Origin of the sequence: Vibrio fluminensis (assembly GCF_015278125.1) — a bacterium.
GTDB lineage: Bacteria > Pseudomonadota > Gammaproteobacteria > Enterobacterales > Vibrionaceae > Vibrio > Vibrio fluminensis.
In genome coordinates this window covers 312,442-334,972 of record NZ_JADILO010000001.1, presented here as the reverse complement: position 1 = coordinate 334,972, position 22,531 = coordinate 312,442, and the positions used below count along the sequence as shown (strand labels likewise).

Annotated in this window: 21 protein-coding genes and 1 pseudogene; 17 read left to right on the top strand and 5 right to left on the bottom strand. The window is 45.5% G+C overall.

What is annotated here, in order from left to right:
- Positions 1–2: 2 nt before the first annotated feature.
- Both IRQ95_RS01490 and IRQ95_RS01485 read left to right on the top strand, forming a co-directional pair.
- The gene (locus tag IRQ95_RS01490) at positions 3–3,083 is read left to right on the top strand and encodes an efflux RND transporter permease subunit (protein WP_194435243.1); all 3,081 of its coding nucleotides are present in this window, start codon (positions 3–5) and stop codon (positions 3,081–3,083) included.
- Positions 3,084–3,098: 15 nt separating this feature from the next.
- The gene (locus IRQ95_RS01485; protein WP_194435242.1) at positions 3,099–4,601 is read left to right on the top strand and encodes an efflux transporter outer membrane subunit; all 1,503 of its coding nucleotides are present in this window, start codon (positions 3,099–3,101) and stop codon (positions 4,599–4,601) included.
- A gap of 54 nt (positions 4,602–4,655) precedes the next feature.
- Here IRQ95_RS01485 and nagA read toward each other — a convergent pair whose 3' ends face one another.
- Genes nagA through IRQ95_RS01470 form a run of 3 tightly spaced genes read right to left on the bottom strand, consistent with a single transcriptional unit; the run spans position 4,656 to position 7,356 of the window.
- Positions 4,656–5,789: an N-acetylglucosamine-6-phosphate deacetylase gene (gene nagA, locus IRQ95_RS01480; protein WP_194435241.1), complete on the bottom strand. Its 1,134-nt coding sequence runs from the start codon at positions 5,787–5,789 to the stop codon at positions 4,656–4,658.
- The gene (locus IRQ95_RS01475; protein ID WP_194435240.1) at positions 5,783–6,658 is read right to left on the bottom strand and encodes an N-acetylmannosamine kinase; all 876 of its coding nucleotides are present in this window, start codon (positions 6,656–6,658) and stop codon (positions 5,783–5,785) included. Before IRQ95_RS01475 ends, nagA begins: the two co-directional genes overlap by 7 nt.
- Entirely contained in the window at positions 6,658–7,356 is a 699-nt protein-coding gene (locus IRQ95_RS01470) for a putative N-acetylmannosamine-6-phosphate 2-epimerase (protein ID WP_194435239.1), read from the bottom strand. Before IRQ95_RS01470 ends, IRQ95_RS01475 begins: the two co-directional genes overlap by 1 nt.
- 248 nt (positions 7,357–7,604) lie before the next feature.
- Between IRQ95_RS01470 and IRQ95_RS01465 the strand changes: the two genes are divergently transcribed.
- The 8 genes from IRQ95_RS01465 (at position 7,605) to IRQ95_RS01430 (ending at position 15,690) form a co-directional block, all read left to right on the top strand.
- Positions 7,605–8,570, top strand: a complete 966-nt coding sequence (locus tag IRQ95_RS01465) for a sialic acid TRAP transporter substrate-binding protein SiaP (RefSeq protein ID WP_194435238.1) — start codon at positions 7,605–7,607, stop codon at positions 8,568–8,570.
- Between the two features lie 66 nt (positions 8,571–8,636).
- The gene (locus tag IRQ95_RS01460) at positions 8,637–9,158 is read left to right on the top strand and encodes a TRAP transporter small permease (RefSeq protein WP_123783843.1); all 522 of its coding nucleotides are present in this window, start codon (positions 8,637–8,639) and stop codon (positions 9,156–9,158) included.
- A 6-nt stretch (positions 9,159–9,164) separates the two neighbouring features.
- Positions 9,165–10,448, top strand: a complete 1,284-nt coding sequence (locus IRQ95_RS01455; protein ID WP_194435237.1) for a TRAP transporter large permease — start codon at positions 9,165–9,167, stop codon at positions 10,446–10,448.
- Positions 10,449–10,508: 60 nt separating this feature from the next.
- On the top strand, positions 10,509–11,405 hold the full coding sequence (locus IRQ95_RS01450; RefSeq protein ID WP_194435236.1) for a dihydrodipicolinate synthase family protein: 897 nt from the start codon (positions 10,509–10,511) through the stop codon (positions 11,403–11,405).
- Between the two features lie 102 nt (positions 11,406–11,507).
- Positions 11,508–12,377, top strand: a complete 870-nt coding sequence (locus IRQ95_RS01445) for an N-acetylneuraminate lyase (protein ID WP_194435235.1) — start codon at positions 11,508–11,510, stop codon at positions 12,375–12,377.
- Positions 12,378–12,477: 100 nt separating this feature from the next.
- Entirely contained in the window at positions 12,478–13,311 is an 834-nt protein-coding gene (locus IRQ95_RS01440) for a MurR/RpiR family transcriptional regulator (protein WP_194435234.1), read from the top strand.
- Positions 13,312–13,474: 163 nt separating this feature from the next.
- Positions 13,475–14,632, top strand: a complete 1,158-nt coding sequence (locus tag IRQ95_RS01435; RefSeq protein ID WP_431358043.1) for an N-acetylneuraminate epimerase — start codon at positions 13,475–13,477, stop codon at positions 14,630–14,632.
- Between the two features lie 2 nt (positions 14,633–14,634).
- Positions 14,635–15,690 (top strand): YjhT family mutarotase, encoded by a 1,056-nt coding sequence (locus tag IRQ95_RS01430; RefSeq protein WP_194435232.1) that lies wholly within the window; start codon positions 14,635–14,637, stop codon positions 15,688–15,690.
- 90 nt (positions 15,691–15,780) lie between these two features.
- On the opposite strand, the gene IRQ95_RS01425 is transcribed toward IRQ95_RS01430, so the two are convergent.
- The gene (locus IRQ95_RS01425) at positions 15,781–17,778 is read right to left on the bottom strand and encodes a methyl-accepting chemotaxis protein (protein WP_194435231.1); all 1,998 of its coding nucleotides are present in this window, start codon (positions 17,776–17,778) and stop codon (positions 15,781–15,783) included.
- Between the two features lie 599 nt (positions 17,779–18,377).
- Between IRQ95_RS01425 and IRQ95_RS01420 the strand changes: the two genes are divergently transcribed.
- Both IRQ95_RS01420 and phnR read left to right on the top strand, forming a co-directional pair.
- Positions 18,378–18,734, top strand: a complete 357-nt coding sequence (locus tag IRQ95_RS01420) for a DUF3316 domain-containing protein (protein WP_075649881.1) — start codon at positions 18,378–18,380, stop codon at positions 18,732–18,734.
- 135 nt (positions 18,735–18,869) lie between these two features.
- Positions 18,870–19,574 (top strand): phosphonate utilization transcriptional regulator PhnR, encoded by a 705-nt coding sequence (gene phnR, locus IRQ95_RS01415; RefSeq protein WP_194435230.1) that lies wholly within the window; start codon positions 18,870–18,872, stop codon positions 19,572–19,574.
- A 53-nt stretch (positions 19,575–19,627) separates the two neighbouring features.
- Here the strand turns inward: phnR and IRQ95_RS01410 are convergent, their stop codons facing one another.
- Complete coding sequence (locus IRQ95_RS01410) at positions 19,628–19,960, bottom strand: PBPRA1643 family SWIM/SEC-C metal-binding motif protein (protein ID WP_194435229.1); 333 nt, start codon at positions 19,958–19,960, stop codon at positions 19,628–19,630.
- Positions 19,961–20,188: 228 nt separating this feature from the next.
- Between IRQ95_RS01410 and IRQ95_RS01405 the strand changes: the two genes are divergently transcribed.
- The 5 genes and pseudogenes from IRQ95_RS01405 (at position 20,189) to IRQ95_RS01390 (ending at position 22,522) form a co-directional block, all read left to right on the top strand.
- A complete protein-coding gene (locus IRQ95_RS01405) occupies positions 20,189–20,485 on the top strand; it encodes a hypothetical protein (RefSeq protein ID WP_194435228.1) in 297 nt (98 codons plus the stop codon).
- 48 nt (positions 20,486–20,533) lie between these two features.
- Positions 20,534–20,866, top strand: a complete 333-nt coding sequence (locus IRQ95_RS01400; RefSeq protein ID WP_194435227.1) for a DMT family transporter — start codon at positions 20,534–20,536, stop codon at positions 20,864–20,866.
- A 156-nt stretch (positions 20,867–21,022) separates the two neighbouring features.
- Positions 21,023–21,136 (top strand): annotated as a pseudogene (locus IRQ95_RS22160) (SAM-dependent methyltransferase); the annotation flags it as partial.
- 94 nt (positions 21,137–21,230) lie between these two features.
- The gene (locus IRQ95_RS01395; protein ID WP_194435226.1) at positions 21,231–21,677 is read left to right on the top strand and encodes a GNAT family N-acetyltransferase; all 447 of its coding nucleotides are present in this window, start codon (positions 21,231–21,233) and stop codon (positions 21,675–21,677) included.
- A gap of 35 nt (positions 21,678–21,712) precedes the next feature.
- Positions 21,713–22,522: an AraC family transcriptional regulator gene (locus IRQ95_RS01390; protein WP_194435225.1), complete on the top strand. Its 810-nt coding sequence runs from the start codon at positions 21,713–21,715 to the stop codon at positions 22,520–22,522.
- The last annotated feature ends 9 nt before the right edge of the window (positions 22,523–22,531 follow it).

Here is a 22,531-nt window from a genome sequence, read left to right as displayed (position 1 = left end):
CCATGATTAAGTTGGCTGAATTTGCAATTCGTCAAAGAACGTTTTTGCTCTTTTTTACTGCCCTGAGCATCATTGCAGGGATCTACTCCTACTTTGATCTAGGCAAGCTTGAAGACCCAAGCTTTACCGTTAAAACGGCGGTGGTGGTCACACTCTATCCGGGCGCTTCCGCTGAAGAAGTCGAACTGCAAGTAACAGATACCATCGAAACCAAGTTGCAAGAAATGGGCGAGCTGAATCGCTTACGTTCTCTTTCGAGACCGGGTATGTCGATGGTGTTTGTCGATCTCAAAGAGAGCCTAAATTCGGAGCATCTGCCTCAACAGTGGGATTTACTGCGACGTAAGGTGAATGATGTCAAATTGCAGCTCCCAAGCACGGCGCAGATCAGCATAGTGCAAGATGAGTTCTCAGAAGTGTATGGGATGCTGTTTGCTATTCACAGTCAAGATGCCAAACCCGAAGAGTTACGCCGTTATGCTGAGGAGCTGCAACGACGTATCAAAACCGTTGATGGTATCAAGAAGGTGGAACTGCACGGCGTACAACCGCGTACTGTTTATATCGATATGCCTGACGAACGCCTAGCACAATATGGCGTTTCCTTTGCACAAGTATGGAATCAACTCAGCACACAAAATATGTCGTATGAGGCGGGTAAGTTTGATGCGGGAAGCGAGCGCATTCGCGTACATCAAGGTAGCCAGTTTCAGTCGTTAGACGATATTCGCAATTTGGTGATCAAAGGCGGTGTCAGTGAGCTTGGCACTGGACTGGTCCGTTTAGGCGATGTGGCGGATATTCGCATGGGTTACCAAACGCCAGCGTTGACTGAAAATCGCTATAACGGTGAGCCTTCGGTGACATTAGCGGTGAGCCCAGTCAATGGCATTAATGTGGTTTCTCTGGGGGATACCATTCGTGCGATCATTGATGACTATCAAGCCAGCTTACCGCTAGGGGTTGAGATCGCTACCGTCGCGTATCAACCGGACGAAGTGCAGAAGTCAATCGACAATTTTGTCGGCAACCTGCTCGAAAGTGTCGCGATTGTTTTTGTCGTCTTACTTATCTTCATGGGCTTTAAAAGTGCCGCTATCGTGGGTGGCAGTTTACTACTGACCATTTTACTGACGTTGATATTCATGAATATCAATCAGATTGACTTACACCGAGTTTCCTTGGGTACCTTTATTCTCGCACTGGGCATGTTGGTGGATAACGCGATTGTGATCACCGATATGATGATTGCCAAGCTCAATAAAGGCATTGAGCGCACGCAAGCGGCGATGGAGTCGGTAAAAGAAACAGCACTGCCACTATTTGGCGCAACGGTTATTGCGATTATGGGGGCAAGTCCAGTGTTGTTCTCCAAGACTGATGCGGCTGAGTTTTCAGCTTCAGTATTCTCCATTATCGCGTCTTCATTGCTGTTGTCTTGGCTGGTGGCAATGACTTTTACCTTATTAATGTGCTGGCTGTTTATTAAGCCAAGTAAGGGTAAAGATGAGAGTAAAGTTTCCCGCTACAAACAACTGGTTGGTTGGACGGTCGATAATCCCAAAAAAGCACTGACAACGCTCATCCCTTTAGTGGTTGTGACTGCCGTATTGGTTCCTTATGTGTCGGTTAACTTCATTCCTCAGTCCGACCGTCCCATTGTATTTTTCGATTATTGGTTACCCAATGGAGCCAAGATAGAGCAAACCTCAGCTGATATGAAAAAAATCGAGCAGTGGTTACTTGAACAGCCGGAAGTGACGAGTATTGCAAGTAGTGTCGGTGCCAGTGTACCGAGGTTTTCGGTGACGGTAGAACCAGAGCCGTTAGACCCAGCCTACGGACAGATCTTGGTCAATACCACCGATTACCACGCCATTTCTGCCTTGGTGGAACGAGGCGATAAGTGGGTTAAACAGCAATTCCCTGATGCGCGTCCACGTTTTCGTTCGCTGAAACTTGCCACTACGGATAAGTATTCGGTCGAAGCGCGTTTTTCTGGTCCTGATCAAGCGGTGCTACATCAATTGGCTGAACAGGCTAAAACCATTATGGCAAGCCATCCGGATGCAAAATATGTTCGTGACGATTGGCGTCAACAAAGCAAGTTGTTAGAGCCTATTATCAACCAAGAACGAGCAAGACGCGCCGGTATTAACCGGGCTGATATTGCTTTTGCCATGAAGCGAGCCTCTGATGGTATGCCGTTAGGCCAGATGAAACTCAATGATGAGTTGATTCCGATTCAGTTGCGCAGCACTGAGCAAACCATGGCGTCGCTGGAATCGATTCCGGTCAAATCGTTACTTGGGCTTCATTCGGTGCCACTAGGGCAAGTGGTCGATGGTTTTGAATTGCGCGCAGAGGAGAGCATGATTTGGCGTCGCGACCGAGTGAAAACCATTACTGCTCAAGCTGGCGTTTCCCGATCAAGTACTCCTGCGAAAGTGCGCAACGCAATCAAAGCGGATATCGAAGCGATTGAATTACCGCCGGGTTACAGCATGGAGTGGGGCGGAGAGTACTACGACGAGCATAAAGCGGTGTCAGATATCTTGCAGCAACTGCCTAAAGCGCTGTTGATTATGGTGATCATTTTAGTCGCAATGTTCAATGGCTTTAAGCAGCCAGCCATTATTCTAGCCACGATTCCGTTAGCGGCAACTGGGGCGACATTTGCACTGCTGTTATTTAACAAACCGTTTGGTTTTATGGCGCTGATTGGTGCGATAACGCTGATGGGGATGATCATTAAAAATGGCATTGTATTGATGGACCAAATTGAGCTTGAGCGTCGTAATGGTCGTCAGTTATCCGATGCGATTAAAGAAGCCACTATCAACCGTACCATGGCGATTTCGATGGGTGCGTTAACCACTGCGCTGGGGATGATTCCGTTGTTAAGCGATTTGCTGTTTGATCAAATGGCAGCAACCATTATCGGTGGTCTTGCCGCGGCAACAGTGCTTTCGTTATTTATCATGCCTGCGCTGTATCGCTTAGCATACCAAGAGACTTTGCCTGCTGCGCAAACGCTCGATACGCCAGTCTCTGTGGCTGGAACAGACTCAAAGCCAGTGTAGTTTATGGAGATATCAATGAAACACCAACCGCTTAAATACGCGTTAAAACTTGCTCCATTAGCCTTGGCTGTGGCTCTCTCTGGCTGTGCCGTCGGTCCGGATTATCAAGTACCAACAGTGACACTGGCAAAAAGTTATCTCTACAGCGCAGATGCGAGTCAGATCGACAACGATCATTGGTGGTTGCAGTTTGACGATCAAACTTTGAATCGCTTGGTTAAGGATCTACAACAGCAAAATATTCCGTTAAAGATCGCCGCTGAGCGCATCAATATGGCGCGCAGTTATCAATCCGTGGTGGAATCATTTAAGGTTCCGACGGTCAATATCGGTGCGGGGTATTACAACTATCAACTGAGTAAAAATGACTCGCTCATGGGGCCGGCACTTAATCCCATTGGTGACAGCGTCGCGGACTTACCGCCACAGATGGGCAGTGCGGTGATGCTCGACAACCAGCATGATGGCGCCTTTGTTGGGGCATCGGTCATGTGGGAGATGGACTTGTTTGGTCGCATTGAGCACCAAGCCCAAGCGGCTGAAATTCGGGTCGAACAAGCTGAAATCTATCAAAGTGGGCTCAATACACTGGTAACTGCTGACTTAGTTCACAACTATATTCAATATCGCGGCGCGCAGGCGCGCACTGACTTGTTGAAAGAGAATATCGCCGATCAGCGTAAGACGTTAGATTTAGTTCAGAAAGTGGTCGCCAGTGGCTATGGTTCAGACTTAGATCTGGCGCAAGCACGAGCGATGTTAGCGGCAACACAATCTTTGCTGCCACAACTTGAAATTGCCCAGCAGGTACACAAGCAAAGACTGGCGACTTTGTTAGGAGAGCCGTTGAGTCGCATTGATCAGCGTTTGGGCGTAAATAGTTTGGCCCCTAGCGATGCAAAAACAAGGGTATCGATTCCTAGTATAGAAGGGGGGATTCCAACCGGATTGCCTTCTGAGTTATTGCAACGACGCCCTGATATCCGTATTGCCGAGCGTGAAATTGCCGCAATTAACTCAGAACTTGCTGCGTCAGTCGCCAATCGTTATCCCAAGTTTTTCTTAACCGGCGCGCCGGGCGTATCGGCGAGCAGCTTTGATGATCTTTTTAGCAGTGATTCATTTGGCTGGGCTGGCTCGGTTGGCATGAGTTGGAATGTCTATGATGGTGGTCGAGGTGAGGCGTTAGTTGAGATCAACGATGCGCGTTTAGAGAGTGCGATGTTGGGCTACCAGCACGCGGTGAATGGCGCGATTACCGAAGTGGACTCAATGTTGTTTGCTTACGGGCGCAGTCAAGAGAATCAGCAGCAGATTGATGAGGCGGTATCGGCATCTCAGATAGCGCTTAATAAAGCGAAATCGCTCTACAAGGCGGGGCTAGTGGATCACCTCACAGTATTGGATGCGCAAAGACAACATCGCATGATGCTCGATAGGCAACTTGCGGCTCAATTGCAAACCGCGCAAACCACGGTTGGCGTGTATAAATCACTCGGGGGAGATTGGAAAATTTAGCCGTTGATTAAATACCGCCTCTAGTTTGAGGCGGTATTTTCAGTTTAAAAGTCGTTACATTAACTGACCATCGACCAGTACTGCCTCGGAGCGATAATGGCTGTCTAATACAGTTGCTGCCGCGCGATAACCTGCTTGCAGTTTACCTAAGTCAGAGGACTTCATTGCTTGCGCGGGGTAAGTTGAAGCCATTCTAAGTGCCTCTTGCTCTGCAATACCCCACTCAATCACATTGGCAACAGACTCGTCCATACCAATATGTGCCCCAGCGAGACTCCCTTCAGCATTAACCAGTTTGTTATCGATAACTTCGATGATTTGCCCGTCTAGCTCGAAACGATTGGTTTTGCTGCCAACGGTCGCCATTGCATCGGTGATAATCAGCAGTTTGCCTTGCGGTTTGGCTTTGTGTGCGAGTAAAAAGCTTTGCGGATGCACATGTATCCCATCTGTGATGATCGAGCACCAAGCGTGGTCACTATTGAGAGCAGTGCCCACTACACCAGGTTCACGCCCTTCGAAAGGAGACATGGCATTAAACAAATGGGTAAAACCGTTCACCTGTGAAAGCTTTTCATCGCTAAGTTCATTGGCTGTGGCATTACTGTGCCCGCAAGAGACAATCACATCTTTCTGTTGTAGGTAATTAAGCGCTTCAAGAGACATTTTTTCAGTCGCTGCTGTGACGAGCACTTTGGCATTGTTTGGCCAAGGAAAGTTTTCAAGGTCGGTAATAGTCGGTGAATAGAACAGCTCAGCATTGTGCGCGCCTTTCTTAGCGGTATTGATCCACGGACCTTCGATATGCACCCCAAGTACTCCGGGGATACGTTGCTCAACGGCGATTTCTGCAGCGGTCAGTGCCTGCGCGATTTCACTTGGTGTCGAACTAATTAACGTTGGCAATAGGTAAGCTGTACCGTGGGTTCGGTGCGCCTTGCAAATCGTGTCCATAGCCGCTGGTGTGATGTTGTTATTGAGCATCACATCGCCGCCACCATTGACTTGAATATCGATAAAACCGGGCGCGATTAAACTACCCGCATAATGCTGGTGATCGATATCCGCCGGCAGTTCGTTAATTGGCATAATGGCATGGATACGCTCACCTTCCCACACCAGCGCAGCATCTTGGTGATAATTGTCTCCATCGAATATTCGTGGAGCTGAGATGGCTTTCATTACCATATTTCTTCCTTGTTGAACTGAAATGCCGCGCCCAACAGACAAGCATCATAGTCACCTTTAGCGGGCATGACTGTTACTTGAAAAGCTTTAGGGCGAGCAATAATGTGTTGTTGTACGCGCTCGAGGTAGGTGTTGGCTAATCCAACCCCACCGCCTAGCACTACAATATCTAAATCAAGCGTAGCCTTCAAATTGCAGCAAAGAGTCGCAATCGCTTTGGCGCTTTGTTCAATGATTGCATCGGCAATAGGGTTGCTTTGCGCTAGGCTAAACAGTTCAATATTACTGATGTTCGGGGTGAATTGCGCATCACTGAAACGTTTGATAGCAGTGCCAGAGGCAATCGCCTCGACGCAGCCAATCTGGCCACAACCGCAATGAGGACCATTGGGGTCAATGGAAAAATGTCCGACATGACCTGCCAAACCTGTTGCGCCACTGTGTAACTGACTATCGATAATGATCCCACCGCCAACACCCGTCGACACGGTGATAAATGCCATATTCTTGGCGTCGTTATCGAGTTGAGTGTATTCATACCAGGCCGCAGCTTGAGCATCATTAAGCATGGCTACCGGCAATTTGGTTAATGTTTCTAGTGCTTGAGCCAGCGGGAAAGGTGCTGGAAAGGCAAGGGTATCTGGGTTGATTGCTGAGATCCCTTGCTCTGTGACTAAGCCTGTGGTGGAAATACCGATGCGGCTGAATTGACCAATCCAGTCAGTTGCGTGTTCCAATATCGTGCCAGCAAAGTGCTCTGCTTGTTGCACGATTGGTGTTGGGAATTGGCGACGCTCGACAATAGCATCGTTCTTTACCAACCCGATTGCGATTTTTGTACCGCCGATATCAATCGCCAATGTTGCCATTAGTGTGCTCCTGCCTTTTGAGTTTGTGCGTTAAACCAACCGATCATGACTTCAAGTCGAGTCAATGCTGAGCCAACAGTCACTGCGGTTGCACCGTGAGCAATGGCTTGTGCGGCAAGTTCCGGTGTGTTGTAGCGTCCTTCGGCCATAGTAAAGAAACCCGCTTTAGAAAACTGTTCGACCAGTTGCAAATCTGGCTCAGTCGGCTCTTCACCGCCAACGTATCCAGACAGAGTGGAGCCAATGATTTCAACGCCAACTTCATTGGCCCACAAACCATCTTCAAAGTTTGAACAATCGGCCATAGCGAAACAACCTGTCGCCTGAATCGCTTGTGCTATCGCATCACGGCTTTCTGGGCGAGGGCGATTTGTTGCATCAAAGGCGATGATGGTTGCGCCAGCTTCGGCTAAGGAAGCAACGTCACAAAGATAAGGGGTAATGCGCACAGGACTGTCCGTTAAATCACGTTTCACAATGGCGATAATTGGTATATTTACCGCCTGAGACACCGCTTTTACGTTATCGACACCTTCGATACGCAACGCTTTTGCACCTGCTTGCTCTGCTGCTTGTGCCATCGCCACGATAAACTCAGTTTTCTCTAATGGGCTATCTGGAACAGGCTGGATTGACACTACCGTTTGACCGTGGAGTGACTCTTTTAACTGTTTGATATTTAAATTATTTGTTCTCACGCTTGGCCTCTCAAAAAAGACTTTCTATAGCGGAGTGAGGGCAGTTTTATGCCTTACACAATTCGTAGAGTAAGCAGGTAGAAATCATATCTCTGGCGAATTTTTGTCCGCGATCACATTTCAAAAAAAGTTGGTTTGAAAATAATCTTCACCACCATAATAATTCATAACGAAAATAATTTTCAAACAAAATAAAAATTTTTTTGAAATCCGTGAAACTAGGTAGAGAACAACAAAAAGGGAACACTATGAAAGCCATGAACAAGATTACCTTCGCTATGCTTGCTTTAGGACTATCAGTATCCGCTCAGGCTGCGACTACGTTGAAAATGGGTATGCAACCATCAGTAGGCTCAGTGGAATACAACTCTGCAAAACTATTGGCAGACACCATTGAAGAACTTAGTAACGGTGAGATGAAAGTTGCGATCTACCCAAGTGCACAACTCGGTGATGACCGTGCAATGCTGCAACAACTATCAATGGGTGACCTAGATATTACTTATGCAGAGTTTGGCCGCATGGGTCTTTGGATTCCACGTGCAGAAGCTGTCATGCTTCCTTACGTAGCGCGCGATTTTGAACACCTACAAACCATTTTTAACTCAGACTTTGGTAAAGGTGTACGTGAAGAGATGCTAACCAAGTTTAACTGGCGTGCGCTTGATACTTGGTACAACGGTACTCGTGAAACTTCTTCTAACCGTCCTCTAAACAGCATCGAAGACTTTAAAGGTCTGAAACTGCGTGTACCAAATGCAAAAGCAAACTTGAACTTTGCTCGTCTGTCTGGCGCGTCACCAACACCAATGGCGTTCTCTGAAGTTTACCTAGCGCTACAAACCAATGCGGTAGACGGTCAAGAAAACCCATTGCCAGCGATCAAAACCATGAAGTTCTATGAAGTTCAGGCGAACTTGGCGATGACTAACCACATCGTAAATGACCAAATGGTGATCATCTCTGAAACGACTTGGCAAGGTCTAAGCGAAGAGCAACGTGAAATCGTTAACAAAGCGGTAGCGAAAGCGGGTGAATCGCACACGTCATTCGTTAAGAAACAAGAAGCAGAGCTAATTGAATTCTTCGAAGCTGAAGGTGTAACCGTAACTTACCCAGACCTAGCGCCATTCCGTGAAGCGATGCAGCCGCTATACACTGAGTTTGAAGAGAAACTAGGCGAACCTGTAGTGAAGAAACTTGCAGCAATGTAAGCATCCTGAGCCTAATAAGGCTCGATTTTAAGTATCAATATCTAGGCTGGCCACTTGCGGCCAGCCATGGAGCTCAAAATGTTACGCAAGATTATCGATAATATAGAAGAGATCATCACCGTACCGCTAATGGCTTCTTTGTTAGCGGTTCTTACATGGCAAATTTTTACCCGTTGGTTTCTCAACTCACCATCATTATGGAGTGAGGAGCTCGCAAGGGTTCTATTTATGTACATGTGTATGATTGGCTGTTCAATGGCAATCAAACGCGGTGCTCACGTCAACATTACGTTTTTCTCTGACAAGTTACCTGAAAAAGCACGTATTGCTTTAATTCTTTCGCTTGAGTTTGCTGTTCTTCTATCGATTTTCGCCATTATTTATCTTGGTTATCAGCACGTTCAACGTACCGCGTTTTTTGAACTGATTACACTCGGCATTTCTAGTAAGTGGCAAACCTACGCATTACCAATTGGTGGCTGTTTCATGGTGTTCCGTCAAGTTCAGAAAATGGTGGGTATTGCTAAGCAATTTTCCAATAGCGATAAAGAGTTAGTGGCATCTGATTCGCAGATGGCTGAGAGGTAGTAAATTATGGCAACTTCTATTTTTGGTTGGCTAGGTCTGCTGTTTGCAGGTATGCCAGTGGGATTTTCCCTAATTTTCGTCGCGCTGCTGTTTCTTCTTCTAACGGGTAGTACGGGCATTAACTTTGCTGCGCAACAAATGATCACCGGTGTCGATAACTTTACCTTGTTATCTGTACCATTCTTCGTTTTAACCGGTCACTTAATGAATAGTGCGGGTATTACAGAACGTATCTTTAACTTTGCTAAAGCGATGGTGGGGCACATTACCGGTAGTTTGGGTCACGTAAACATCATGGCTAGTTTGCTGTTTTCGGGCATGTCTGGTTCTGCGTTGGCAGATGCGGGCGGTCTTGGTCAGCTTGAAATCAAATCAATGCGTGATGCGAAATACGATGACGACTTCTCAGGCGGTCTTACTGCAGCGTCTTGTATCATTGGTCCACTTGTACCACCGTCAGTTCCTCTGGTTATTTACGGTGTGGTATCAGGCACGTCGATCGGCGCACTATTCTTAGCTGGTGCAGTACCAGGTATTCTTTGCTGTCTTGCTTTGATGATCATGAGTTACTTCATCTGTAAAAAACGCGGCTACATGGTGCTGCCAAAAGCGAGCGGTCGTGAACGTCTCCTTGCGTTTAAAGAAGCTTTCTTGTCACTACTGACGCCAATCATCATCATCGGCGGTATTTTCTCGGGCAAGTTTACTCCGACTGAAGCGGCTGCAGTATCGTCACTGTACGCTCTGTTCTTAGGCACTGTGGTTTACAAACAGCTAACGCTAGCCGGTTTTGTTGAGATCTTAAAAGAGACCGTTAACAACACCGCTGTTGTAGCACTAATGGTAATGGGTGTGACCGTATTTGGTTGGATTGTTGCTCGCGAACAGTTGCCGCAAATGCTGGCTGATTTCTTCCTAAGCATCAGTGACAACCCACTAGTACTGCTACTTTTGATCAACTTACTGCTGTTGTTCCTAGGTACCTTTATTGAATCACTAGCGCTGTTATTACTGCTTGTCCCATTCCTAGTGCCAGTGGCTGTGTCGGTTGGTATTGACCCTGTTCACTTTGGCGTAATGGCTATCTTGAACCTGATGATTGGTATCTTGACTCCGCCTATGGGCATGGCGCTGTTCGTGGTGGCAAGGGTTGGTGACATTCCTTTCCACGTGCTGACTCGCGGTGTAATTCCACTACTAGTGCCACTGTTTATCGTACTTGCGCTAGTGGCGATTTTCCCTCAGTTCACTCTGTTCTTACCTGAGCTATTCCTTGGTTACGGACAATAAAATTTAGATTAAAACAACAAGTGAGCCACTGCGGTGGCTCCGATTAAGTAGGATGTAAAAATGAACAAATTGACTGGTTTGATTGCTGCTCCACATACTCCGTTTGATGTAAACAACAAAGTTAACTTTGCCGCGATCGATCAAATTGCTGAACTGCTAATTGCACAGGGCGTGACTGGTGCTTATGTTTGTGGCACCACAGGCGAAGGCATCCACTGTTCAGTTGAAGAGCGTAAAGCAATTGCAGAGCGTTGGGTTAAAGCGGCGGATGGTAAGCTAGACATCGTGCTTCACACTGGCGCATTGAGTATTGCGGACTCAATCGACCTTACTCAACATGCAGAAACGCTAGATATTCTTGCGACGTCTGCGATTGGCCCTTGCTTCTTTAAACCTGGAAGTGTTGATGACCTAGTTGAATACTGCGCACAAATTGCCGCCGCAGCACCTTCAAAAGGTTTCTACTACTACCACTCAGGCATGTCTGGCGTAAACCTAGACCTAGAGCAGTTCCTGATCAAAGGTGAACAGCGCATTCCAAACCTAACCGGTGCGAAATTCAACAACTCAGATCTTTACGAATACCAACGTGCGGTGCGCGCTTGTGGTGGTAAGTTTGACGTACCATTTGGCGTGGATGAGTTCTTACCTGCTGGTCTTGCGGTAGGCGCGGTAGGTGCGGTGGGCAGTACATACAACTACGCAGCGCCACTTTACCTAAAAATCATTGAAGCGTTTAACAAAGGCGACCAAGCAACGGTTACGTCGCTAATGGATAATGTTATTGCGATTATTCGCGTACTGGTGGAATACGGCGGTGTGGCGGCTGGCAAAGCAGCAATGCAACTGCACGGTATCGACGCGGGTAACCCACGCACACCGATTCGCTCTCTAACTGAAGCACAAAAAGCAGATGTTGTTGCGAAAATGCGTGATGCAGGTTTTCTCAATATGTAATCGGATCAACATGTAATCCGTCTAAGCCGCAACAAAGGGCAAGACTCTTTGTTGCGGGTTTTAGATATCAACTAGCCTGAGAATCGAACGCTGGAGTGCGATATGCAAGGGATTTACCTGCCGTTAATGACACCATTTAAATTAAATGGTGAGATTGATTTTAGTTGTTTAGAAGCAATGTTTGAACATCATATACGTCAAGGCGTACACGGATTTTATGTCGGTGGTAGCTCTTCTGAATGTTTTATGATGTCAATAAAAGAGCGCCAATGGTTACTGGGCGAGATTGCTAAAATCAATCGCGGTAGAGTGCCGCTTATTGCCCATGTTGGGGCTATCTCTCTGTTTGAGGTAAAGCAGTTAATCGACAGTGCGGTTGCTGCCGAGTACAGCGTGATTTCTGCCACGCCACCATTTTACTACGGCTTTAGTAAAGCTGAAGTAGGGCATTTTTATCGTAGTATTGCAGAGTATTCGTTAGTGCCGCTGCTCTTGTATAACATCCCAGGTACGACAGGGGTGAATTTTACTCATCAAGAGCTATTTGAGTTATCAGAGCTGCCGAATGTGATTGGGCTAAAACATACCACCAGCGATATGTTCTTTATCGAGCAACTGCGTCAACGCTTTGCCGACAGCGTGATTTTCCACGGTGAAGATACCATGTTGGTGAATGGCTTGCAGATGGGGGCAAGTGGCGGTATCGGTAGCACCTATAACCTAATGTCGGCTGACTATGTCGCGATGTTCGACGCGATGCAAGGTGGTGACACTGAAACGGCGATGGCGCTGCAACGTAAAGTGAATAGCGTTACCGCGGAGCTGTTAAAACACGGCGTGTATCAGTCGATTAAATTCCTAATGCACGAGAAAGGTGTAGATTGCGGACATTGCCGCGAGCCATTTTTGCCGCTATCGAATCAGCAAAAAGGTCTACTCGCTCGCGTAATAGACGATATTTACTTCAAGTAACATGAATTGTAAGGCGTTTTGCTGGTCAACAGTGTCAATAATACGCCGTTTTTGATATTTTTGCCGCAGCAAAAATGATGATGTCGACATGAGGCAACGTATGGGCTCACCTAAAAATTTACTAGTTCGACTACGTTCGAATATCGAGCCGTTAAGCAAGAAATTGCGAGTGGTAGCGGAATACATTTCAGAAAACGCCAATGAGGTTCAGTATCAAACTATTACTGACTTGGCGCGTAATACCGCGACCAGTGAAGCGACCGTGGTTCGCTTATGCCGCGACATGGGTTACAAAGGTTATTCAGACTTTCGTATGGCTTTGGCGGTTGAGCTTTCTCAAACTCAGGCTCGAAGCGCACAGGATATCGAAGGAGATATTTGTGATGTGTCGGCACAAAATGCCGCAGCAGGTCTGCTAGATACCGCGAAACTGATTGATCGTAAATCCTTAGCGAAGATCAGTGAACGTGTGCATGAAGCCAAGTTCATTAACTGTGTTGGTGTTGGCGCTTCTAGTATTGTTGGTCGTTACTTGGCTTATCGTTTACTGCGAATTGGTAAGAAAGTGACCATGTTTGAAGACACTCACTTAGCCGCTATGAATGCGGTGCGTAGTGAACAGGGCGATTTGTGGTTTGCGATTTCAAGTTCGGGATCAACTCGTGAAGTGATCCATGCGGTGACGCAAGCTCATGATCGCGATATTCCCGTGATTGCGTTAACCAACATTAGCCACAGTCCACTTAGCACTATCTGCTCAGAGATGTTGGTGGCAGCGAGACCAGAAGGTCCATTAACCGGGGGGGCGTTTGCATCAAAAGTGGGTGCATTGCTATTGGTTGATGTGCTAGTGAACAACTTGATTGAGAGTTACCCAGAGTACTCAGAGTCAGTATTGGATACCGCACAGGTGGTAATGCCGTTACTGAAATAAGTGGTTTATTTTATGAGCCTGCAATGTGCGGGCTTTATTTTGCAATTTGTATAAAGGAAATATTTTTATTTAGATGTGGTAGTGGAAAATATTTTTGTTTTATTTTGTGGAAGATAAAGTCCGATAGAGACCAATCTCCATGTTTAATAAGGAAATAATGAACATGAACTGTTACCTCAAAACGTTGTACCCTGTACTGTTGACGGCACCTTTGCTTGCTGCCTTCTCTGTATCTGCAAATCAAGCTTGGCCTGACTTACCGCAAGGCGTAAAAAATGGCGTTGGCGCGCAAGTCGACTCCAAGATTTATGTTGGTTTAGGCTCACTTGGTCAGGACTTTTATATGTTGGATTTGGACAACCTTGAAAAGGGTTGGCAAAAACAAGCCCAATTTACTGGTCCTGCTCGAGATGGCGCGACAGCGTCAGTGATTGGTGAGGATATCTATATCTTTGGTGGCTCGGGTAAAGCGGATGCCAAAGCAAAATCACCGGTCATTTTCGATACCGTTTATCGCTTCGATTCACAGAATAACAGCTGGTCGCAAATGCAAACCACAGCGCCTGTTGGTTTGTTAGGTGCGGCTTCTTATTCTCCAGATAATCAACAAGTGGTGTTCTTTGGCGGTTATAACAAACCTCTTTTCGACAAGTATTTATCTGACATTTTAACCACAGATCAAAAAGCACAGCCTGAAAAATGGCAGAAAATTGTTGATGATTACATGGGGCTAAAACCGGTTGATTACCAATGGAATAGACAAGTATTGAGCTTTAATCCAAGCACTAATCAATGGCAAGATTTAGGTTCATCTCCTTATCTACCTAATTGCGGCGCGGCGTTAGTCACCGATAAACAAAATGCACTGCTGATTAGCGGTGAAATTAAGCCAGGGTTACGCACTGCTGAAGTGAAAACTTATCAATTTGGTCAAGCACAACCATGGATAAGCGAGCATCCATTACCAACGCCTGAATCTCAACCATTGCAAGAAGGTGTCGCGGGGGCATTTGCAGGGATGAGTAACGGTGCAGTGCTGGTCGCTGGTGGTGCAAACTTCCATGGTGCTAAACAAGCTTTTGACCACGGCAATATGTTTGCTCATAACGGTTTAGCGAAAGCCTTTAATGCTGAAACTTATGTATTTAAAGATGGTGCGTGGAAGCAGGGTAACGACCTTGCAGAAGGCGTTGCATATGGACTTTCGTTCACCGTTCCTCAAGGTGTGTTGATAGTTGGTGGCGAGAAAGCCGATAAATCAGCAAGTACCAAAGTCGCGATGCTGACATGGAACGGCAAACAAATCGAACAACAGGATTAAACATGAAAATGCAGTTTTCACCGTTGCCTTCTTTGCCTGTGGGGTTAAAGAACGGTGTGGGATTTTCTCATCATCAAACCATCTATGTCGGTCTAGGAAGTCTAGGCAATCAATGGTGGATGCTTGATCTCGACGATCAGAAGGTTTGGCAAGAAAAAGCCGCTTTTCCTGGTGTGGCGCGTAATGACTCAGTATGTGTACCTGTTGATGGTGGCTGCTATGTGTTTTCTGGCGCAGGGACAACCGAAGAACTCGGCTATACCACGGTCTTAGATGATGGCTATTACTATGATTGCGAGCAAGATAGCTGGAGTTTAGTTACCGAGCAAATCCCAGTGGGTTTGCTTGGGGCAGCCGGTTTGGCTAGCGAAGGAAGCCTTTACTTTGTCGGTGGCTATAACAAGAGCCAATTTGATGGATTGATGGCTCAGTTGAGCTCTCCGGAGTTAGCGCAGCAGCCCGAGCTAAAACAAGCAACCTTGGTTGAATTTATGTCACGTCCGATTGAAGCCTATCAATGGAATGACCAAATTTACCGCTTTGATTGTGTGACGAAACAGTGGAGCCGAGTGGCGGCAAACCCGTTCCAAGCGAACTGTGGTGCCGGTGTATTTCGCTCAGAACAAGGCTTAGTACTGGTCGAAGGTGAAGTGAAGCCTGGGCTACGTAGTTTGCAGACCAAACAGTTTCAATTCAGTGACGGCAAATTGGTTGAAAGTGGTTATCTGCCTTCTATCTTTGAAGCGGACCCTTCTCACGAAGGACTTGCAGGCGCATTTTGCGGTGAGATTGGTGATTTATGGGTTGTAGCGGGTGGGGCATATTTTGTTGGCAGTCAAAATAACTACCGCTCAGAGCAATACTACAGTCACCAAGGTTTGACCAAGACATTCACTGACAATTTATGGTGTTTTGATGGCTGTGAATGGCAATTAGCAGGCAAATTACCTCAAGGCGCTGCGTATGGTGTGGCTCTGACAACACCATACGGTTTGGCTTTGATTGGTGGTGAGTCGCAACAAGGTGATGCGTTCACTCAGTGTTTATTGATGACCTAATTGAGTCTGGATTCTAGTATCCCCAAAAAGCCCGATAATCCTAGTTTGATATCGGGCTTTTTTTATCCAAGTCTAGCCTATTAACACAAATTAACTGAGTTTGAAGCGATCTAGTTGCTCTTTAAGTTCATCCGCTTCGGCTTGGTAACCATTAACGATATGGTTGAGATCATCCGCTTGGCTGCTGGTTTGGTGAGCAATCTCGTTAAGAATATCGACGTCCTTATCAATCGCTTCACACGCTTTTGACTGTTCAATCGTTGATTGGGCAATTGAACTAATATGGCTATTGACGTGCTCAATGCTGGTTTCAAGCATAGCGACGCTCTCGTTAACGTGTTTTACTGACTCGAAAGTGGCATCACTGGCTTTTTTACTGCTCGCCATACTTTCAACCGAGAAGCGGGTTTTCTCACTGATCTTGGCTAATAGTTTCTCGATGTTTTCAGTGGCTTCTTGGCTGCGCTGCGCTAAATCGCGAACTTCTGACGACACGACAGCGAAGCCACGTCCATGCTCACCAGCTCTTGCTGCCTCAATCGCAGCGTTGAGTGCGAGTAGGTTGGTTTGCTCTGAGACGCCATTGATCGTCTCGACAATTTGCCCAATGCTTTGGGTGTCAGCAGCCAGTTCAGCCATGCACTGCTCGGTTGCATTGATTTGATCAATGAGGCTTTCTACCGATTTAAATGAACGTGCACTCTGTTGTTGGCATTCATGAACTTGGTTATTCATGGCTGTCGTGTCGTCCATTGCTCGTTCTGCCGATTCAGCAATACCCACACTGGATTGTGCCAGTTGAGTCATCGCAGTGGCGATGTTGTCACATTTGGCAATCGTAGAGTGGCTGCTTTGCTCTAACTGCTTTGAAGATTTCACGATACGAACCAAACGCTCGGTATTGTGATTATTGGTTTTGGTGACATCGAGCAATAGGTGCTTTAGGTTGCCGATAAGTTTGTTGGTGTTTTTGGCTATGGAGGAGATCTCATCGTTGCCACTTACTTTTAATTGGCACGTTAAGTCATTTTGATCCGACATGGCGTTAAGTGAGCGTTTAATGTTACCCACGCGATTTCTAAGTCCCGAGACGATTGATAGCAAGACAAATGCGATAATTAGCGTGCTAACAATGGTTATCCCAGCGAGTAAGTTACGATCGAAAATGGATTGGGCTGACACGTTAGAGGCATAGGATTGCATGTTTGCTTGAATTGCATTACGAAGCTGATTGAGCAAACCAATTCGTTGGGTCGCCATTGGAAACCACTCAGTGGCTTTGGGTCCCTGAATGGCATCAAGCGAGCGACTCTGTGCTAGAAATTGCTGTTGTACTTGTTCTACATCTAACCAAGCACGGTTGCTTTGCAGTCGATCGAGTTGGCTAGCAAATTCGACAGGCATGATGATTTTAGCGCTACGTAGTGCGTATTCACCGGATTGGATATAGCCTTTGATGTCGTTATAGACAACGGGAGTCGCGCTGCCTTTTGCGAAGACACCGTTTAACGCGCCGCGAACTTGTCCGGCACGCTCTTTCATCACGACAACAGAAATGAGAGATTTACCTAATGCACTCAGCTCATGGCTACGAGTTTCGCTGATCAACAAATCAATATTGTCGATGATGAGTTGATTGAGGTTTGAGTAGTAACCAAACGGTGCGATTTGTGGCTTGAGTTTATCGACCCCTTGGCGAACTTCATTGAGCTTAGCCAGCTGTGAGTTGATATCTTTTAGTAGCGAGCCCGTCAATTGGCTATCAATGGCTTGCGATTTGAATTGTTCTAGCTGGTTAATTGCTGCATCGACCTTGGCTCTTTGATTTCTTAGATTGTCGACGATTTCTCGATTACCTTTACTTCCAAGTACTCCGGCAGTTAATCCCCGTTCAACCGCTAAGTTATGAGCGAGATCGTCATAATGAATCACGAGATTAACCAGTTGTTCGTCTTTGATTGTGGCTTGTGATTTGTTGTTGAGGGCAAAAATATCGAGAGCGGCAAGAGCGATGGCGATAACAACAGGTATTGCCACAGCAAAGCTCACGATAACGTAGAGTGGGAACCGACGTAGAATTGACTGCATTATTATTGTCTCCCTGACACGATAGCAAGCGAATATCTTTATTAGTTTAGTTGTATATTTACTGGTACTAAAGTGTTACTAATCAGTAAATTATCAAAGAGTGATGAACGGATGAAATATTGTGCATTGAAGCCAATTAATAGTGACAAAGCTTAAAAAAAACGACAGTTTTAAGTGGAAAAAGGATTCGTATCGTAAAAGGAAAAGTGATGTGTTGTCTTCGACCTCGACAAGCAGAAGATTCTATTTAGTCTCAGTCTAGTTCACCGATCTATATCGCAATGAGATCTTATTAAGAACGGTTCAATATAAAAACCTTAAGCTCATATTTGGTCGGCCAAACTCTTTCATGGCTATTGCTCGAGAATCAATTAGATTAAACAGTGGCTTGCAATGGCGATGAGTTTAAGCAATTTTCTCTCCAAAAAAAGTTCCGAAAAGAGTTAGATTTAATTCATAGAATACGATGAAATTCCTTACAAACTGGCAAGGTCTCTATCGGCAACAAACTTGTTAGACACGAGTTTTGAGCAAGGATAAGAGCAAGCAGTCAGCCATATCCTAATGCATTAAGTTAAATCACTAGGAAGGGAAGAGATATGAAAAGCTTAACAACTATTGCAGGTCTACTAGCGCTTACCGCAGCATCAAGTGTATTTGCTGGTGGTTACCATTGGCAAAGCAAAGTCACCACTATTGAGGGCGATGTTGTCCATTCTAAACAAGCGGCTTATGACGCAGGTTTAAATATGATCAATGACTATCGCAATAAGTCATCACGAGAACTGCGCAACGAGTTTTCGTCAGCGTTTGATTATGTAGACCGCAACTCATTCTCCATTACTGATACGAGAGTCACGGTTGATGAGTTTTTACGTGGTGATGGTAAAGTGGCTTACCAACCTGTACTTGATGTGCGCTATGAATACAGAAAGCGCGAACCGGGTAGCCGCTAAAAGTTGAGATCATCCAAGTCTGAATTAGTTCAAAGAGAGCGAATGCTCTCTTTTCTATTTTTCAATGTATTAGCGAATTTTTCTCAGGTAATATGCGTTAAAGCAAAGAGCGATGGAAATAGAAAAGGGCATCGAGTGCAATACGTAAAGATTAAAGATTCGATAGTAGAGCAAATAGAAGCGGGTATGTTGTCGCCAAGGCAAAAGTTGCCTGCAGAGCGTAAGCTTGCTGAATCATTTGATACGACTCGTGTTACTTTGCGTGAAGCGTTGTCGCTGCTTGAAGCCGAAGGTCGAATTTATCGTGAAGACCGCCGTGGTTGGTTTATCTCACCGCTACCATTGCGCTACGATCTCACTCAAGCGCCCAATTTTTCTGATATGGCGCAAGCACAGAATCGAGTTGCCAAAACCGAGTTGATAGTAGCCAAAGGTATTTTAGCCGACAAGGTTGCCACTCGTCTGCTCAACTTAGCCCCTTTTACTGATGTTTATCGTGTCGAACAGGTACGTTATTTAGAAGACCGTCCAGTGGCGTATGTGACGAAATACATCCGTTCAGAGCGTTTCCCTAATTTGTTGAAGAATGATCTTAGCCAACCTCTGAGCGATGTTTATCGTGACGCTTTCGCAGTGAGTTACCATAAGTCGAGTTTTCGAATCGCGACCACGTCTTTATTGGGTGAACCGGCACAAGCATTGAGAGCGACTGTAGGCACTCCAGCAATTGTAGTTGAGCGTGTGAATTATGATCGTCACGGTGAATTGATTGACTGCGTGATTGAGTCGTGGCGTCATGATGCCATCAGCATTGAATCTTGGGTGGAAAAGGCATTTTAGCGTCATCGCTGAGGAAAGATAAGTGGGTGAACTAATCACCCACTATTGCTTATTTAAGCGCAGCACTTCTTGTATTTCTTGCCACTACCACAGCTACATGGATCGTTTCTGTTTGGTGTTTTTTCAAAAACAGTCGTAGTCGGCTTGTTGATTACTGTGTCCAATTCAATGGTATTTTCTTCTTTACTGGCATCAACCACGATGTTGGCAAATAGAGCGTGCTGTTCAACAATTGCTTCAATCTCTGTCTTGCGAGCTTCGCTAGCAACAGTAACAGAGATAGGGGCTTCTTCACTGCCAGGTTTCACATCGCGGTTTACGTTGTAACCAGAAATTACGTGGCTTTGTCGAGCGTCAATGCGACCCTTAAAAAACAGTTTTGACATGTTTAACTCTTGTTTGAGTGTGGAATAAAAGAGCAGGGGATTATACGTATCATTAGCGAATGATAAAGCAATATGTTGCGTGTAAAGCGTGTTAACGATCTCGCTCGCGTGGTGCATGTTTTATCGAGGTCGATTTCTCTGCCAGTCTAAAATTCAATCAAAGCTCACTGACACCATGGCAAAAAGTGAGTAGGGTTTGCGTAAATCTATAATGTTGTTGAGGTCGCTATGGGTTTGGAAGCTCTCATCTTTGCCACGGATGTGTTTACCACTACTTGCTGTATGTTTATCGCCTCTCGGCTTTCATTTGTCTCGGTAGAGTTTCGAGCATTATTGATAATCGCTGTGATTGTTTCATTGGTGTCACTAATCCCTGTTGTTGGTTGGGTTGGTGGCTTAGTTCTCTTTATCTACTTACTGAGTAAAGCCGCTAACGCCAGTTTTGGCGACTGCATCTGGGTGGTGTTATTTACTAAGTTGGTTTCTGCTGGCGTCATTATGCTCGTGGGTAGCATACTTGCCTGACATCGGCCTTTAACGTTAAGTTAAGCCGTTTATCACTATTGAGGTTGAATGATGGGATACATTTATTTGACGATTGCTATTGTCGCTGAAGTTATCGCTACCGGAGCGTTAAAATCTTCCCAAGGCTTTACTCAATTGGTGCCAAGTGTTGTCGTCGTGATTGGCTATAGCGTCGCTTTCTATTTTCTTTCTTTGGTGCTGCGTACGATTCCGGTTGGTATTGCTTATGCAATTTGGTCCGGTTTAGGTGTGGTACTGATCTCCTTAGTCGCTGCAGTTGTGTTTAAGCAGAAACTGGATTTAGCGGCTGTGATTGGGATGGTATTGATTGTGAGCGGAGTGGTGGTGATCAATCTGTTTTCTAATACTTCAAGCCACTAGTTTGTTCGATACGTTCTATTGATGCGACCAATTTCTATTTTTCGTCAAGAGTAAAGAGATGTGTTCAGTGCTTATGTTAGGGTTGCAAACTTACGTGAGGTAATGGAACTAAACACATAAGTAAGGATCATTAACTATGATGCAAGTGGATGCAATCTCGTGTTATTTGATAACTTCGAAATTGTCCGATTTTTTGAGCGAGACGAACGAGCGTCAACGTCTCTGGGAGTAATGAAGCATTGGCATACTTATTCTGTCGTGGAAATTTAGCGTTAGAACCAAACTCTCTCAACATGGTAACTAAGAAAGCTTAGTAATTAAGAAAGTTGGGCTGTGAGGCCAACTCAGATAAATGGATTTAAATATGAAAGTAATAACCGCCACTATTAACGACCTTGAGAGTATCGTACCGTTATTTGACGCTTACCGTGTTTTCTATTCGCAAACTAGTGATGTAGAGAAAGCTCGTGATTTTCTTCAAGAGCGATTATCTAATAATGAATCAATAATCTTTCTAGCGATTGACGCGGATAATAATGCAGTAGGTTTTACGCAGCTTTTTCGTGGATTTTCTTCAGTATCGGCCGCAAGAACATGGATTTTAAATGATCTTTATGTCATTCCAACGGCCCGAGGTCTTGGGGTTGCAAAACGATTGATGAATGCCGCCAGAGAATTAGCTGAGTGCGATAAGGTCAAAGGTTTAGCTTTAGAAACGGCGGAAGATAATCTCAATGCTCAAAAGCTGTATGAGTCACTTGGTTATCAGAGAGAATTGGGGACTTATCACTACTTTCTATCGTTAGACTGATTTAACTAGCGTCTGATTTTTGATACGGAGCGCGGATGGAAAAATCGACGATTTGGACCAATGACTCCTTGCCGGGTATTGAGTTACTCTCTGCAAGTTACACTACATTTGAGTTTTCAAAGCACTGGCATGATGAACTGGCAATCGGTTTAATTGAAGCAGGGGCCGAGGGGCTATACTACCGAGGCAATAATGTGGTTATCCCTGAAAATCAGATTGTTGCGATAAATCCTTCAGAAATTCATACTGGATTTGCAGCCACTTCTACAGGCTGGCGATATCGGATGTTCTATTTTGATCTTGAAATGCTGGCGAAGCAATTTTCTGACCATGATGTTTCGTTAGATCCGATCGTTACAAGACCTGTTATTGATGACCCGCTTTTGTTTAATCAACTACATCAATTGCATTTAAGCCTTGAATTGACGAGTTTTGACCTTACCAAGCAATCGCTATTGGCGAGTGCTTTAGATAGATTGTTTACTCACCATAGCACGCTGAAATCCATTGATAGTAGTCGGGCCATTGATATGTTCGGTGCATATACGGCACGGGATTACATTATTGATAACTGGCATGAAAACTTGACTCTTGAACAACTAGAGGAAGTTACGGGGAAGACTAAGTTTCAAATTATTAGAAGTTTCAAAGCACAGTTTGGTGTTACCCCTCATCAATTTATGTTGTTAGTCAAAACCCGTAAAGCTAAACAGCTTTTAGCTGAGGGCAAAAGTTGTGTAGATATTTCGCTCGCATGTGGTTTCTATGATCAGAGCCACTTATCGCGTAATTTCAAACGAGTTTTTGGCGTCACTCCTATGAATTACTCTCCGAGATCCCCTTAAATAAGATAT

Coding starts and splice junctions, on each gene's coding strand:
- IRQ95_RS01445 (WP_194435235.1), top strand. CDS start 11,508: ATGCAAGGGATTTACCTGCCGTTAATGACACCATTTAAATTAAATGGT.
- IRQ95_RS01390 (WP_194435225.1), top strand. CDS start 21,713: ATGGAAAAATCGACGATTTGGACCAATGACTCCTTGCCGGGTATTGAG.
- IRQ95_RS01465 (WP_194435238.1), top strand. CDS start 7,605: ATGAAAGCCATGAACAAGATTACCTTCGCTATGCTTGCTTTAGGACTA.
- IRQ95_RS01395 (WP_194435226.1), top strand. CDS start 21,231: ATGAAAGTAATAACCGCCACTATTAACGACCTTGAGAGTATCGTACCG.
- IRQ95_RS01420 (WP_075649881.1), top strand. CDS start 18,378: ATGAAAAGCTTAACAACTATTGCAGGTCTACTAGCGCTTACCGCAGCA.
- IRQ95_RS01410 (WP_194435229.1), bottom strand. CDS start 19,960: ATGTCAAAACTGTTTTTTAAGGGTCGCATTGACGCTCGACAAAGCCAC.
- IRQ95_RS01490 (WP_194435243.1), top strand. CDS start 3: ATGATTAAGTTGGCTGAATTTGCAATTCGTCAAAGAACGTTTTTGCTC.
- IRQ95_RS01430 (WP_194435232.1), top strand. CDS start 14,635: ATGAAAATGCAGTTTTCACCGTTGCCTTCTTTGCCTGTGGGGTTAAAG.
- IRQ95_RS01460 (WP_123783843.1), top strand. CDS start 8,637: ATGGAGCTCAAAATGTTACGCAAGATTATCGATAATATAGAAGAGATC.
- nagA (WP_194435241.1), bottom strand. CDS start 5,789: ATGGTAATGAAAGCCATCTCAGCTCCACGAATATTCGATGGAGACAAT.
- IRQ95_RS01440 (WP_194435234.1), top strand. CDS start 12,478: ATGGGCTCACCTAAAAATTTACTAGTTCGACTACGTTCGAATATCGAG.
- IRQ95_RS01475 (WP_194435240.1), bottom strand. CDS start 6,658: ATGGCAACATTGGCGATTGATATCGGCGGTACAAAAATCGCAATCGGG.
- IRQ95_RS01425 (WP_194435231.1), bottom strand. CDS start 17,778: ATGCAGTCAATTCTACGTCGGTTCCCACTCTACGTTATCGTGAGCTTT.
- IRQ95_RS01455 (WP_194435237.1), top strand. CDS start 9,165: ATGGCAACTTCTATTTTTGGTTGGCTAGGTCTGCTGTTTGCAGGTATG.
- IRQ95_RS01400 (WP_194435227.1), top strand. CDS start 20,534: ATGATGGGATACATTTATTTGACGATTGCTATTGTCGCTGAAGTTATC.
- IRQ95_RS01485 (WP_194435242.1), top strand. CDS start 3,099: ATGAAACACCAACCGCTTAAATACGCGTTAAAACTTGCTCCATTAGCC.
- IRQ95_RS01405 (WP_194435228.1), top strand. CDS start 20,189: ATGGGTTTGGAAGCTCTCATCTTTGCCACGGATGTGTTTACCACTACT.
- IRQ95_RS01435 (WP_431358043.1), top strand. CDS start 13,475: ATGAACTGTTACCTCAAAACGTTGTACCCTGTACTGTTGACGGCACCT.
- IRQ95_RS01450 (WP_194435236.1), top strand. CDS start 10,509: ATGAACAAATTGACTGGTTTGATTGCTGCTCCACATACTCCGTTTGAT.